This is a genomic window from Halobacteriovorax sp. GB3 (assembly GCF_028649655.1).
GTDB lineage: Bacteria > Bdellovibrionota > Bacteriovoracia > Bacteriovoracales > Bacteriovoracaceae > BSW11-IV.
The window spans coordinates 122646-135912 of record NZ_JAQSLN010000002.1; the positions used below are offsets into that span (position 1 = coordinate 122646).

Sequence of the window (13267 nt, forward strand, 5' to 3'; positions counted from 1 at the left end):
ATGAAAGGTATTATTTTAGCCGGTGGTTCTGGAACAAGATTAAATCCCGCAACACTTTCAATCTCAAAGCAAATCATACCCATTTATGATAAGCCGATGATTTACTATCCTCTTTCTGTTTTAATGCTCTCGAATATTAGAGATATTCTTATTATCTCAACTCCTAGAGATATTGTTCACTTTAAAAGCCTCTTTGGTAACGGAAACCAACTGGGATTAAATATTGAGTACGCTGTTCAGCCAAGTCCCGATGGGCTTGCCCAAGCGTTTATCATTGGTGAAGAATTTATTGGTGATGATAGTGTTTGTCTTGTTCTTGGAGATAATATCTTTTATGGCCACGGTCTCACTCAAAAACTAGAAAGAGCGGCTAGTCTTGAAAGTGGTGCAACGATCTTTGGTTATAATGTTCAAGATCCTGAAAGATATGGTGTTGCTGAATTTGATAAAAATCATAAGGTCTTGTCGATTGAAGAAAAGCCAGAAGTGCCAAAGTCTAATTACGCTGTTACTGGGCTTTACTATTATGATAATAGCGTCGTTGAGATTGCTAAAAATGTTAAGCCATCACATCGAGGTGAGCTGGAAATTACAACAGTCAATCAGGCCTATCTGGAAAAGGGAGAGCTTTCTCTTGAACTTCTAGGGAGAGGAATTGCTTGGCTTGATACAGGAACACACTCGTCACTTCTCGATGCTTCTAACTTCATTCAAACAATTGAGCAGAGACAGGGGCTTAAAGTTGCATGTCTTGAAGAAATTGCATTTAAAAAGAATTGGATTGATGCAAGTGAAGTTGAAAAAGTCGCTAGTTCTATGAAGAATAGTGAATATGGTAAACATCTTCTTCGAGTTTTAAAGGATCACGTGTGAAGATTGTTGAAACACCCATAAAAGATCTTTTGATTATTGAACCTTCTGTTTTCGATGATGATAGAGGATATTTCTACGAGAGTTTTAATAAAGAGAGATTCTTAAAGAATGACCTGGAATATGATTTCGTACAAGATAATCAATCATTTTCTTCCTACGGCACAATTAGAGGGCTCCATTTACAAATTGGAGAGTTCGCTCAAGCTAAGCTTGTTAGATGTCCTGTTGGTAAAGTTCTAGATGTCGCTGTTGATTTGCGAGTAGGGAGTGAAACATTTGGTCAAAGCTTTTCGATTGAACTCAGTGAAGAGAATCATAGGCAACTACTGATTCCAAGAAACTTTGCTCATGGTTTTTCTGTTTTATCTAAAAATGCACTTTTTCAATACAAATGCGATAACTTTTATAACAAAGAAAGTGAAAGAGGAATCATCTATAGTGATTCAACTTTATCAATTGATTGGCAAGTCGAGGAAGATAAGATCAGCTTATCTGAAAAAGATAAACTCCTTCCGACATATAATGAATATTGTGAGAGATTATGATTTTTGTTACAGGTGGTAATGGACAGCTAGGAAAATCTTTAAAAAAAGTGGAATCAGAGATTCAAACTTTTAGTTCTTCTGAATGCGATATTACATCTTATGAATCAGTTCATAAGGCCTTGGAAAATTCAAAGGAAGGTGACTTTCTTATTAACTGTGCCGCTTATACTGCCGTTGATCTTGCTGAAGAAGATCAAGACAATGCTTTTCTTGTGAACAGAGACTCTCTAGCGATCCTATCAAAAATCTGTCAGGAAAAAGATCTTAACCTCATTCATATTTCAACTGACTATGTCTTCGATGGTAATAATCATCGACCTTATAAAGAAAGTGATTCTGTTTCTCCACAATCAGTTTATGGAGCCTCAAAAAAAGAAGGGGAAGAGTCACTTATACAAAGTTCTTTTAAAAATTACTCTATTGTCCGTACGTCTTGGGTCTACTCTGAATACGGAAAGAACTTTGTGAAGACGATGATGGCTTTATCAAAAAAAGAAGAATTATCTGTTGTCTTTGATCAAGTTGGTTCTCCAACATATGCTACAGATCTGGCCGAATTTCTAATAAGAATGACGAATGAATTTGAGAAATGTCGTGGCGAAATCTTTCACTTTTCAAATGAGGGAGTGTTGTCATGGTACGACTTTGCAGTAGAGATTATGGAAGAGTTGAAAAGTAAATGTACGATTCATCCAATTGAATCTCACCAATTTCCAACGAAAGCAAAGAGACCTCATTATTCAGTTTTAAATAAATCAAAAATTAAAAAAACGTTAAATTATAATGTTCCCTATTGGAAAGAAGGACTTAGAAAATGTCTAAAAAATCTATCTTAGTTACTGGTGGAGCTGGCTTCATCGGATCAAATTTTGTCCACCTTTTTGTAAATAGATATCAAGATTATAAGGTTATTAATCTAGACCTTCTTACGTATGCAGGTGATTTAAAAAATCTCCAAGGATTAGACGAGTCAAATTATGAGTTTGTTAAAGGAGACATCTGCGATAGGGAACTCGTTGAAAAAATATTCACTGAAAATAATATTCAAGGTGTCATTCACTTCGCTGCAGAATCACACGTAGATAACTCAATATCTGGACCTGGTGAATTTGTAAGAACAAATGTTAATGGAACATTTACTCTTCTCGATGTGGCAAGAACAACTTGGATGAATGGTCCTTTTGAAATTAAAGATGCTTATAAAGAAGCACGTTTTCACCACATCTCTACAGATGAGGTGTATGGGACTCTAGGTGAAACGGGATACTTTACAGAGACAACTCCCTACGCACCAAATTCACCGTACTCAGCTTCTAAAGCCTCATCAGACATGATCGTAAGAAGTTATTTCCATACTTATGGAATGAATGTAGTAACGACAAATTGTTCAAATAACTATGGCCCTCGTCAACATGGTGAAAAGTTAATTCCAACAATCTGTCGAAATGCCCTTAATGAAAACCCAATTCCAATTTATGGAGATGGAAAAAATATTAGAGATTGGCTCTATGTGACTGACCACTGTGAAGCAATCGATCTCGTTTTCCATAAGGGGCGTGCAGGAGAAACGTATAATGTTGGTGGAGATGCGGAGAAAACAAACTTAGAAGTTGTTCATACAATTTGTGCACTTTTAGATGATATAAAGCCGCGCCAAAAAGGAAGCTACAAGGACCTCATCAGCTTTGTTAAAGATCGTCCTGGCCATGATCGTCGTTACGCAATCGATGCCTCAAAATTAAAGGGCGAGTTGAAGTGGGCCCCTGCTCACAATTTCGAACAAGGTATCCAAGATACAATTAACTGGGAACTTGATCGAAACTCATAAATTTTTCAAATAAATCTCAAGCTCAGTAAGAAAAACCCTCGTGTTAATCGAAAGGTTTTGCTTGCTGGGCATAACCGCCCATATGGGAGTGTCTTCCGGAAGAAATTTCTCTAAGATTGAAACGAGTTCGCCGCGATCGAGATATTCACGAACATAAACTTCAGGTAGTCGAACAATCCCAAGTCCTTCTAGTCCTGCTTTTAAAATAGCTCTAGCATTATTACTTTTAAAGTTGCCTCGAATTTTAATTGGAGTTAATTTTCTTTTGTTCCAAAACGTCCAAATATTATTCGTACTAAGAAGGCAATTATGTTTTTTAAGTTCTTCAGGTGTTTTAGGCTGTCCCTGTTGTTCTAAATACACAGGTGAGACACAAATATATTCTTTTCGCGAAGCAATTTGTTTTGCAACAAGAGAGGAGTCTTCTAATTTTCCAACTCGAATCGCCACATCAAAATTCTCTTCTACGAGCTTAACCATTCTTTGAGAATAAACCATCTCAACATTGAGCTCAGGGTAGAGTCGGCACAATTTCGCAACCACAGGGGTAACGTATTCTTCTGCAAAAGCACCGGCCACACTAAGACGCAATTGACCCCTTGGAATTTGATTTGCTTTTAACATTTCATCTTGAGCAAATTTAAGGTTGTCTATAGAGCCCTTACATTGGTGAAAAAATCGCTCACCTTCATAGGTTAATTTTAGAGCTCTGGTAGTTCTATTGATGAGTCTTTGGCCTATTGAATCCTCTAATTCCTTAATCATTTTACTAAGATGCGCCTTTGATACATCGAGTTCCTTTGCGGCCTTAGAGTAGGATTCAAGTTCGGCAATTTTAGTAAATGCCATGATGGAAGTGAGCCATTTGATTGTTTTCATATGGAAACACTGTGTTGTCTTTTTGGTGTATTGTCAATAATTTTGCTCGGCCTTAAAATTGGGAAAATTGAATAAATAAGGAGAAGATATGAAAGTAAAAGCTGCTGTAGCATGGGGACCAAATGAGCCTCTTAAAATAGAAGAAGTTGATCTAGAAGCGCCAAAGAAGGGCGAGGTTCTAGTAAGAATGGTTGCAACGGGAGTTTGTCACACTGATGCCTATACTCTTTCTGGTGCAGATCCTGAGGGAATCTTTCCAGTGATTCTCGGACACGAAGGTGGGGGGATTGTAGAAGAAGTTGGTGAGGGTGTAACAACTCTTAAGAAGGGTGATCACGTTATTCCTCTTTATACTCCAGAGTGTGGAGAGTGTAAGTTCTGTACTTCAGGTAAGACAAATCTTTGTCAAAGAATTCGTGAAACTCAAGGTCGTGGATTAATGCCAGATGGTACTTCAAGATTTTCAAAGGATGGAAAACCAATTTTTCATTATATGGGAACTTCGACATTTGCTGAGTATACGGTTGTTCCAGAAATCTCTCTAGCAAAAATTAGTAAGGAAGCTCCTCTGGATAAAGTTTGTCTTCTTGGTTGTGGAGTAACAACTGGAATCGGTGCCGTTTTGAAAACGGCAAAGGTCGAAGAGGGTGCAACAATTGCTGTATTTGGACTTGGAGGAATTGGTCTTTCTGTTCTTCAAGGTGCAAAAATGGCGAAAGCTTCAAAAATTATTGCCGTTGATATCAATGAAGATAAATTTGAAATGGCAAAGAAGTTTGGAGCGACGGATTTCGTTAATCCAAAAAAGTTCGACAAGCCAATTCAAGAAGTTATTGTAGAAATGACTGACGGTGGTGTTGATTATTCTTTTGAATGTGTTGGTAACGTTGAGTTGATGAGATCTGCTCTTGAGTGTTGCCACAAAGGATGGGGAGAATCAATCATCATTGGTGTTGCCGGTGCTGGTCAGGAAATTAGTACAAGACCATTTCAACTTGTAACAGGAAGAGTTTGGAGAGGATCTGCTTTTGGTGGTGTTAAGGGGCGCTCAGAGCTTCCTGGTTTTGTTGATCAATACATGAATGGAGAAATCAATCTTGATGATCTTGTAACATTCAAAATGCCTCTTGAAGAAATTAATAAAGCCTTTGATCTAATGCATGAAGGTAAGAGTATTCGTTCGGTAATAGAATATACAAACGGGTAGAAAATGGAATTAACAAAGATAAAAGAAAATAAAACCTTCGGTGGTTGGACTCAATACTTTGAACACGATTCAGAGGTAACGAAAACAAAGATGAAATTTTCTTGTTATCTGCCATGTGCAATTGAAGAGCTCGAAAGCTGTATTATCTGGCTTTCTGGACTCACTTGTACAGAAGAGAACTTCATCACGAAGGCCGGTGCTCAAAAAGTTTTAAGTGGTTCAAAGACAATGATTATTTGTCCAGATACTTCTCCTCGTGGACTTGAGTTACCAAATGAGCACGATTCTTACGATTTTGGTTCTGGTGCAGGGTTTTACGTTAATGCTACATCTGAAGGGTACGAGAATCATTATCAAATGTACGACTATATTCGAGGTGAAATTGTTGAACTTCTAGAATCTCATTTTGGAGTAACTAAGCTCTCTATCATGGGACACTCAATGGGTGGCCATGGAGCACTTATTCTTGGACTTAAAGAGGGAGGCGTCTTCAAATCAATTTCAGCCTTCTCTCCGATTGTTAATCCATCACGCTGTCCGTGGGGCCAAAAAGCGCTTGAAGGTTACTTGGGTGCTGATCGTTCAAAGTGGATTGAATACGATGCGACGGAATTAATCAATACTGGGATCAAGTCTGAAAATCCGATTTTAATTGATCAAGGTCTGGCCGATGAGTTTTTAGAGAAGGAACTATTAACAGATAATTTTGTTAAGGCCTGCTCTAACAACAATCAAGCCTTAGAAGTGAGATTTCAAGAGGGATACGATCACAGTTACTTCTTTATTTCGACTTTTATAGAAGATCACATAAAATTTCATCAGAAGTATTTGTAGAGAAAACAAGCATCCATGCTTGCCGATAAGATTAAAGCACCACTTGAAAACGTGGTGCTTTTTTCGTTGGAAGGCTAAGAGAGACGATTGTCCCAATTGATAGAAGAGACTCAATATTGAGGGAACCATTCCATGATTCGATAGAGTTTTTAGCGTGATAGAGACCAAGACCGGTACCATTTTCTTTCCCATAACTATGCCCAAGTCCAGTTATATGTGTAATAAGCTCTTGCGGAATACCGTGACCATTGTCTTTGATTGAAATATGAATTTGATTATCGACTTCTTTTAGCGTGATCAAGATCTTTCCATTCTGCTCACCAAGTGACTCAATTGCATTGTTAAGTAAATTTGAAATAACTCTTTTGAACTCTTTAGGATCAAGTTGCGAAACTTTCGATGACTGGCATTTATTTCGAATCAAAATCTTAAAACGTCTGTAAGGATATTCAACGTACTTCATGTTGATTGTGCTATTGATTAGTTCATAAATATCAAATTCCTGTGAATCACTCTTTTTTCTTTTTGAAATTCTTGATAACTCACCAATCAGTTCTTCAAAACGAGTCGAAGCTTCTTTCAAAAGGTCGTTGGCCATCTTTTCATTTGGAACCATTCCTGAAGATATCCCTTTGAGTGCCTGCAAAGGTGAGCGAAGATCATGAACAAGTTGAGCAATCTCTAAATTTATGTGTGTTTGATTTGATGTTTGCATATTTTTTTCTCCCGTTTTTTCTGTGAGTGGGTTCTAAACTAGGGGGAGAAAAAGTTCTAGGGAATTACACAGTGAAATGAGCATAGTTCGTCAGAGTGAAATGATTGCGTTGTGATATGAAAAAGAATCGTTTTGAAACTCCGATGAATACTGGAGGTTAAGCTTTCTTGATTATCGAAATTCTTTAAGAAAACTTAGGCCTAATTTCTCTTACCTTACAGCTAAGTCTCTAAAATTATGAGCTGGTCCAACGAGTAAAACATACAAAGAAGAGTATCTCAAAATCGAAGGCCCTATTATTTAATTTAAATCGAGAAGTAAATAGGAGGTAGCAGTGGACAATGTTGTCTACGCGGAATCCGCTAGAACTTTGTGCGAAGTTCTAGCAGAACGAGTGAAAAGTTATAAAAGAAAGCATCCGCGACTCAATTCGCACCAAGTGGCAAAACGCTTCAATATGTCAGCGTCATCACTTACAAGAATTATGAATGGAGACATTCGCACTCCATCAATTGACCAAGTTCTGCGTGTCTTACGCGGTACTGGTTGTGATGATATCTTGGCTTATCTTGAAGAATATTTTCCTGAGGTGGCCGGGGCTTATAAAGATATTTATCGTTCAATGAGAGATAAGGTTAAGTACTCTGAGCTACACGCTGAAGAATATCTTTCTGACGATAAGTATTTTCGAATTCTTTTGATTTGCTTTTCAAGAATTGGAACAACTAGAAATCAAATCTTTGAAGCTTTTGGACAAGTTGGAGTATTAGCTCTTGATCACCTCAATGAACGCGAAATTGTTAAAGTCGATGAGGATGGGAGAGTAAGAGGGTGCTCAGATCTAATTTCTTTTTCTGATAAAACTGTACGTAATGTCTTATCTAAAAGTGTAATGCATTGTTCGGACTTATCTTTTAGAAATAGTTATAATTTTCTTAGCTATCATTCTGAGTCTGTTTCAAAAGAGGGACAGAAAAGAATACAGGAAATTTTATTCGATGCGAATGAGGAAATTAAGAAGATAATAAGTATGAAAGAATATGAAGGCGATATGCAAGTTTATGTTGGGCTTGTTTCAGACCTTTTAATGGAATCAAAACAAAAGGAGAAAATACAATGAAATTTTTAAAAGTATTATTTCTTTTTGTTCTATCATTTAACTCTCTCGCTGGGACTTCGACAACGGCAGGAGGCTCAGATGTAGAACCAAAACCAAATAAAAGAGTTGGTATTTATGAATATAGAGAAGAATCGAAAAAATACGAAGACGTAGATTTAGAGAAAGCATTTAAAGTTTTCAAAGACTCAAGGTTTAACGGAAAAATATTCGTAGACAACAATCCATGGGCACTACAAACAAATAGTTTCCAATATTGTTTAGGCGAAGTCGGAGTTTTAGATTCAGTAAATTGTGCCAATAATAATTTTGAAGCAATTAAAAATGAATCTTTTGATTTTAAATCAAATGAAACAGTTCTTTTTAAGTTAAAAGGTAATCTAAATCTTCACGACTAAGGTTCTTAATAAATTCACCATCGGAAGAGAGGAGGTCATCGGCCAATCCTTTCTTCTGTTGTTGAAGTTTAACAATCTTCTCTTCAACAGTGTCTTTTGCAATGATTTTATATGAAAAGACCTTCTTTGTTTGACCTATCCTGTGAATTCTATCAATGGCTTGAGCTTCGACTGCTGGGTTCCACCATGGATCAAGAATGAAGCAATAATCAGCTTCTGTAAGATTGAGTCCAACACCACCGGCCTTAATTGAGATTAAGAAGATATTCTTCTCTTTTGAGGTCTTGAACCTGTTGACTACGAGCTCTCTGTTCTGTGTTGATCCATCAAGGTATTCAAAGCCTATCTCGTTTTCTATGAGTGTGTTTTTCATTTGTTTTAAAAGAGAGACAAATTGTGAGAAGACGATAATTTTTCTTCCATCTTTTTGAACATCTTTTATTTTTTCTAATAAGATATTTATTTTGGAGGATTGTCCTTCATATTCGTACTCGTTTATTATTGCAGGATGGTTTGCCGCTTGTCTTAATCTTAGAAGAGCGTCGAGAACATGGATTTTATTTTTCTTTAATCCATCGTTAAGAATTTTCTTATTAAGGGCCTTTTGATAGAAATTCTTTATTTCTTCATAGGCTTCCTTGTGTTGTCCTTTTAGATCTATTAGGAGAGTGGACTCTGTCTTCTCTGGTAGTTCTGTTAGAACTTTTTCTTTTGTTCTACGTAAAATAAAAGGACGAAGAGAGTTTAATATTTTCTTATTAGATTTTCTATCGTCAAAGACATCTGCAGTCGTGAAGTGTCCAGGGTTTAGAAACTCGAATATAGAAAGAAGATCAGTTAAACTATTTTCAACTGGAGTACCCGTTAGGGCCAGGCGATACTTGGCCTTTAAAAGGCAACAGGCCTTCATCGTTTGGGACTTAGAGTTCTTTATTGCTTGAGCTTCATCAAGAATAAGATGTTGAAACTTCTCTTTTTTAAATTCAAGTATTTCTCTTCTAAGCAGTCCGTAGCTAACTATTAGAAGGTCAATTGATCGATCCTTTAAAAGTGTAGCTCTTTCAAGAGGACTTCCTTCATAGATGGCCACTTTTAGGTGTGGAACGAATTTCTGTGCTTCATTTTTCCAGTTAAAGACTAGGCTTTTTGGAGCGACGATTAAATTCGTCTCATTTTGACTTTTATGTCTTTCAATCTCTGCAAGAATTTGAATTGTCTTTCCAAGCCCCATATCATCAGCAAGACATCCGCCAAGCCGAATATCTTTGAGCATTTGCATCCAGCTAAGACCTTCTCTTTGATATTGGCGAAGAGTCCCATGAAATTGATCGCTTTCTATAATCTGATTAGCGCCTTTGAAGTCTTTAATATGAGTGATGAAATTTTTAAAAAAATCATTCGTTTCAATTTCATTCTTTTTAAAGAGAGTATCAATCATTAGTGCAAAAGAAGAGTGGATTTGAATATTTTCATTTTCGATTTTTGAGATTTTTCTTAATGCTTTCTGTGACTCCAACCATTCCAGTGGAAGAAGGCCGAATTGATCATCACCAATTGGAATTAAACCATTAGTGTATTTCCCTTTTAATATATTAGGAAGAGATACACTTTGCTTCTCATAAAATACTTTCGCTTTTACTTCGAACCAATCTGTACCAGTAGGCTCTATTTTAAGATCACTTTTACTGTGAGAGATGACGCGTTTTTTATCGGCGTAAACCTCTATTCCAATTGAAATTAGATGTGAAATAATATTATGAAATTTTCCAGAATTTAATATATATTCATTGTCTTTAAAATTCTCATGAAAGAGCTCTATACCATTTGTTTCTAAGATGCTTTTTTTTATGTTTGTTTCAAAAGAAAGATCAATTGATTCAAATAAGTCGTCTCCGTGGTCGTAATGAAACTCTAACTCAGCAAGAGTTTGAAGTTCATTTTTATATTGAATTGTACGAATCTTTAAGATAGCCCTAGGCTTCTCTGTTTTTTCAAAAAACTCATTTGTACCACTAATGTCATAGGCACCTTTAGGTAAGCATTTTTGTAAAAACTCCGTTAGAAAGTGGCGATCTCTTTGATTAATTTCTATGCTATTTCCATGAGAGAAGTTGTTTTTGATCAGTGGGTAAAGACCGAATATCTCGATAGGATAGAAGATTTCATTATAAGAAAAATAATTGAGCTCAAGAAGTGGACTTAGGTGATCCATCTCAAACGGAATTAAGCGATCATCAATTTTAATAAATATTTTGAGATCCCAGCCCGAGTTTTCTTGATTATCATCAACTTTAAAGTGTAAGTGGCAACTTCTTGTAGTATCAATTTTTATATTAAGACGTTTACCCTCTGACTTGATGTAGAATGACCCTGAGTTTATAAGGTCTTTCATGAGAGGGGTTAATTCATCAGGATAGAATGAAAAGTGATTGCTCTTATCGTGATAAAACTTCATCTTGTCGAGTAGTCGTTTTTCACGAGGGTTCCCGATTTCATAGAAGTCTTCTTCGAGAGAGTTCTTATAAAAAATAAGATTCTTTTCTTTACTCCAGTCTCCAGTTTTTAAGCGGGTTTGAAAATAAGTACTGATTTCATACTTATCTTCTGTTTCTTTGTCGTCGAGGTTGAGCACAAAAATAGATTTTTTAAAAACTCTATCTGCTTTTGAGGTTTTTTTGTTAAGTACTTTTGTAACATTGGAGCTATTCTTAGCATCTTTCAAAAAATCTTTAATTGAAAAAGGAATTTTGATGTCACGAGGGGATTTAACACTTTTTATCTCAGGGTCGAGATACTTATTCTCAATATGAGCTCCAAAGCTCGTTTTATTCAGTTCTAAGACAGAGGCCCAGAGGTGAGTGCAAAGAAATCCCCGGCCAAAGTGTTCACAAGTACAGTGAGCTTCAATTTCTCCCTGATTATTTGGGTCTTTAAAAGTTGAATAAAATTTGGACTCCCCGAAGATTTGAAATTGAATCTGATCTCTTTGTTCAGAAACAATATGCACGAGCCCCTCTCGAAAAAGGTCCTCTCCGCGTTTCTTAATATCAAAGGGAAAATCGTCACCAAAAAGCATGGAAGAAGTCTATCAAACATAATTCATCCTGGATACTTTTCTAGCGTCGGTGCGTTAAATTTATTTCAGTTAGAAAACTACTTCAAAAGTAAGAATTAATCTTTTAGAGATTGTATTAGTTTAAGGTTTCCGCAATAAAGGCTCATAAATAAGACTTGGTCGTAAGTTTTAAAATAGAGAAATAAGGGAATCAACCCCAATAATGTAACTGTAGTTAGAACATTCGTCGTCTTATCTAAACTCAAGATTCCCTTTTTCGACTTTAGACTTTTTAAGTAAGAAACCGATGATAAAACCGTGACCAAAAAGTAAGTAGTAGCCGTAAGTATTTCGCCATTGAAATAGTATATTGCAAATGTTGATATTAGAATAATAATGATATGAATGATTTGGTTTTTATTGTTCATGAGTTATTCCTATTTACAGTGTTTTACTGGCTTGTTGCTTTCATTTTTCAAAATTTTACAGTTTCTTTTTGCAATACGGTTTTTTATCTTTTTATTTCTCTGAAAATGCTCTGAAAGTCTTTCTTGAGTGCTTTTGATTTCAGAGGAATTGTTGATTTTAATTTTTCTACAATCTATTTCTCTTTCATTCTTGTTTAAAAAAAGATTGATTTCATTACATCTCATAATCCTTTTATCTTCTTCTTTCTTTCGTCTTTTTTCTTCAAGGTCTTTATTTTCTTCTAGCTTCAGCTTTGTTAGTACAAAAGTCGTGGCATCATAACTATTTTGACCATTTTCTTGTAATAGCTCGTAGTCATCGCGAATTTCCTCCAATAATTCTTCCGAAATTTCAGATCTTTTTGTTTGAGCGTCTTTTTTATTCTCTAATTTTTCAATTTTTTCATTGTTATCTTTCTTAATTAGTTCCACTTTTTCAAAATTTACTTTATTGCTTTGGCCTGTTTCAGTGTTTTTGTCATTCTTATCGATATCTTCCTTATTTTTGGAAAAGTCATCCTTACATGATTGATAGCAACCGTTTGGAGCTATAACTGTTGTTGCACTTGCTCCAACGATAGTTGAGGCAACTGGTGTGAGTACAGGGGAGAGATATTTTGCAATACTAGCACCAGCTGAGAGAGCTGTGATAAAAGATGAAGAGCATCCAAGGGTGCATTTTATAGAGAGTTCGTTATTTTGACTCTCATTAGGATTTTCTTTTATTTTCTCTTTGAATTCGAAATAACTCTTCGAGCTTATGATCTCTTCGTATTCTGGCCATTTTTTAATTATTTCTTTTTCTTGTGATTTCCTCTCTTCTTTTAGTTTCTTTAGAAACTTCTGATTTTTAAGATAATTTCTTTGAATTTCTTTGGAGAGCTTTTTAAATTGAGTATGATTAAATATAATGTCAAAGTTCTTGTCTTGTCTTATATTTGAAAGTTGAAACTCTATAGGGTTATCGAAACTAAGACTTTCTTTAGTATTAAACTTTTCACTAAGTCTTTTACCTTTTATGGGATCGAGATTTGAAATAATTCCATTCATCCTATTGGCCATGGAAAATTGATTACTTACTAGAAGATTCAGGTAAAAATTTTCGGCTTCTTCTAAGATCTTATTAAAACACTTTCTTGAAGCTTTACATATCTTCATATTTTCGTATTTTTCTATTATTGATTTTGTACTATCTGTAAAACCATCCATTATGATGGCCAATTGAATTAGACCCTTGTTCGCATTATCAGGATTTATGGAATAAAGCTCTTGTATTTCTTCTGAATAGACACTCTTAAGTGAAATTGTAAAAGCGAATATAAGGATAAGGTATTTCATAAGTCCTCCAA

General features: G+C 35.6%; 12 protein-coding genes. 8 read left to right on the forward strand and 4 right to left on the reverse strand.

The annotated features are described in order from the left end of the window. The 4 genes from rfbA to rfbB are packed head-to-tail and all read left to right on the forward strand — an operon-like array spanning position 1 to position 3246. Entirely contained in the window at positions 1–873 is an 873-nt protein-coding gene (gene rfbA / locus HBN50_RS05210) for a glucose-1-phosphate thymidylyltransferase RfbA (protein WP_273868463.1), read from the forward strand. Then, positions 870–1418, forward strand: coding sequence for a dTDP-4-dehydrorhamnose 3,5-epimerase (rfbC, locus tag HBN50_RS05215; RefSeq protein ID WP_273868464.1), 549 nt, complete (start codon positions 870–872; stop codon positions 1416–1418). Before rfbA ends, rfbC begins: the two co-directional genes overlap by 4 nt. Next, positions 1415–2254, forward strand: a complete 840-nt coding sequence (rfbD, locus tag HBN50_RS05220) for a dTDP-4-dehydrorhamnose reductase (RefSeq protein ID WP_273868466.1) — start codon at positions 1415–1417, stop codon at positions 2252–2254. The genes rfbC and rfbD overlap by 4 nt, the downstream gene beginning before the upstream one ends. Further along, positions 2233–3246, forward strand: a complete 1014-nt coding sequence (gene rfbB, locus HBN50_RS05225) for a dTDP-glucose 4,6-dehydratase (RefSeq protein ID WP_273868467.1) — start codon at positions 2233–2235, stop codon at positions 3244–3246. Before rfbD ends, rfbB begins: the two co-directional genes overlap by 22 nt. Here rfbB and HBN50_RS05230 read toward each other — a convergent pair. After that, a complete protein-coding gene (locus tag HBN50_RS05230) occupies positions 3241–4125 on the reverse strand; it encodes a LysR family transcriptional regulator (RefSeq protein ID WP_273868468.1) in 885 nt (294 codons plus the stop codon). The two genes, rfbB and HBN50_RS05230, sit on opposite strands and share 6 nt — an antisense overlap. An 88-nt stretch (positions 4126–4213) precedes the next feature. On the opposite strand from HBN50_RS05230, the gene HBN50_RS05235 reads away from it, so the two are divergent. Together HBN50_RS05235 and fghA are read left to right on the forward strand one after the other, a co-directional pair. After that, positions 4214–5332, forward strand: coding sequence for an S-(hydroxymethyl)glutathione dehydrogenase/class III alcohol dehydrogenase (locus tag HBN50_RS05235; RefSeq protein WP_273868469.1), 1119 nt, complete (start codon positions 4214–4216; stop codon positions 5330–5332). A 3-nt stretch (positions 5333–5335) separates the two neighbouring features. Next, the gene (gene fghA / locus HBN50_RS05240; protein ID WP_273868470.1) at positions 5336–6166 is read left to right on the forward strand and encodes an S-formylglutathione hydrolase; all 831 of its coding nucleotides are present in this window, start codon (positions 5336–5338) and stop codon (positions 6164–6166) included. Between the two features lie 31 nt (positions 6167–6197). Here fghA and HBN50_RS05245 read toward each other — a convergent pair whose 3' ends face one another. After that, positions 6198–6881, reverse strand: coding sequence for a sensor histidine kinase (locus tag HBN50_RS05245; protein ID WP_273868471.1), 684 nt, complete (start codon positions 6879–6881; stop codon positions 6198–6200). A gap of 334 nt (positions 6882–7215) precedes the next feature. Between HBN50_RS05245 and HBN50_RS05250 the strand changes: the two genes are divergently transcribed. Together HBN50_RS05250 and HBN50_RS05255 are read left to right on the forward strand one after the other, a co-directional pair. Beyond that, positions 7216–8001, forward strand: a complete 786-nt coding sequence (locus HBN50_RS05250) for a helix-turn-helix domain-containing protein (RefSeq protein ID WP_273868472.1) — start codon at positions 7216–7218, stop codon at positions 7999–8001. After that, positions 7998–8396, forward strand: coding sequence for a hypothetical protein (locus tag HBN50_RS05255; RefSeq protein WP_273868473.1), 399 nt, complete (start codon positions 7998–8000; stop codon positions 8394–8396). The genes HBN50_RS05250 and HBN50_RS05255 overlap by 4 nt, the downstream gene beginning before the upstream one ends. Here the strand turns inward: HBN50_RS05255 and HBN50_RS05260 are convergent. Together HBN50_RS05260 and HBN50_RS05265 are read right to left on the reverse strand one after the other, a co-directional pair. Beyond that, entirely contained in the window at positions 8362–11472 is a 3111-nt protein-coding gene (locus tag HBN50_RS05260; RefSeq protein WP_273868474.1) for an SNF2-related protein, read from the reverse strand. The genes HBN50_RS05255 and HBN50_RS05260 overlap by 35 nt on opposite strands. 416 nt (positions 11473–11888) lie before the next feature. Then, positions 11889–13256 (reverse strand): hypothetical protein, encoded by a 1368-nt coding sequence (locus tag HBN50_RS05265; RefSeq protein ID WP_273868475.1) that lies wholly within the window; start codon positions 13254–13256, stop codon positions 11889–11891. Positions 13257–13267 lie beyond the last annotated feature (11 nt).

Coding starts and splice junctions, on each gene's coding strand:
- fghA (WP_273868470.1), top strand. CDS start 5,336: ATGGAATTAACAAAGATAAAAGAAAATAAAACCTTCGGTGGTTGGACT.
- HBN50_RS05265 (WP_273868475.1), bottom strand. CDS start 13,256: ATGAAATACCTTATCCTTATATTCGCTTTTACAATTTCACTTAAGAGT.
- HBN50_RS05235 (WP_273868469.1), top strand. CDS start 4,214: ATGAAAGTAAAAGCTGCTGTAGCATGGGGACCAAATGAGCCTCTTAAA.
- HBN50_RS05245 (WP_273868471.1), bottom strand. CDS start 6,881: ATGCAAACATCAAATCAAACACACATAAATTTAGAGATTGCTCAACTT.
- HBN50_RS05260 (WP_273868474.1), bottom strand. CDS start 11,472: ATGCTTTTTGGTGACGATTTTCCCTTTGATATTAAGAAACGCGGAGAG.
- HBN50_RS05230 (WP_273868468.1), bottom strand. CDS start 4,125: ATGAAAACAATCAAATGGCTCACTTCCATCATGGCATTTACTAAAATT.
- rfbD (WP_273868466.1), top strand. CDS start 1,415: ATGATTTTTGTTACAGGTGGTAATGGACAGCTAGGAAAATCTTTAAAA.
- HBN50_RS05255 (WP_273868473.1), top strand. CDS start 7,998: ATGAAATTTTTAAAAGTATTATTTCTTTTTGTTCTATCATTTAACTCT.
- rfbB (WP_273868467.1), top strand. CDS start 2,233: ATGTCTAAAAAATCTATCTTAGTTACTGGTGGAGCTGGCTTCATCGGA.
- rfbA (WP_273868463.1), top strand. CDS start 1: ATGAAAGGTATTATTTTAGCCGGTGGTTCTGGAACAAGATTAAATCCC.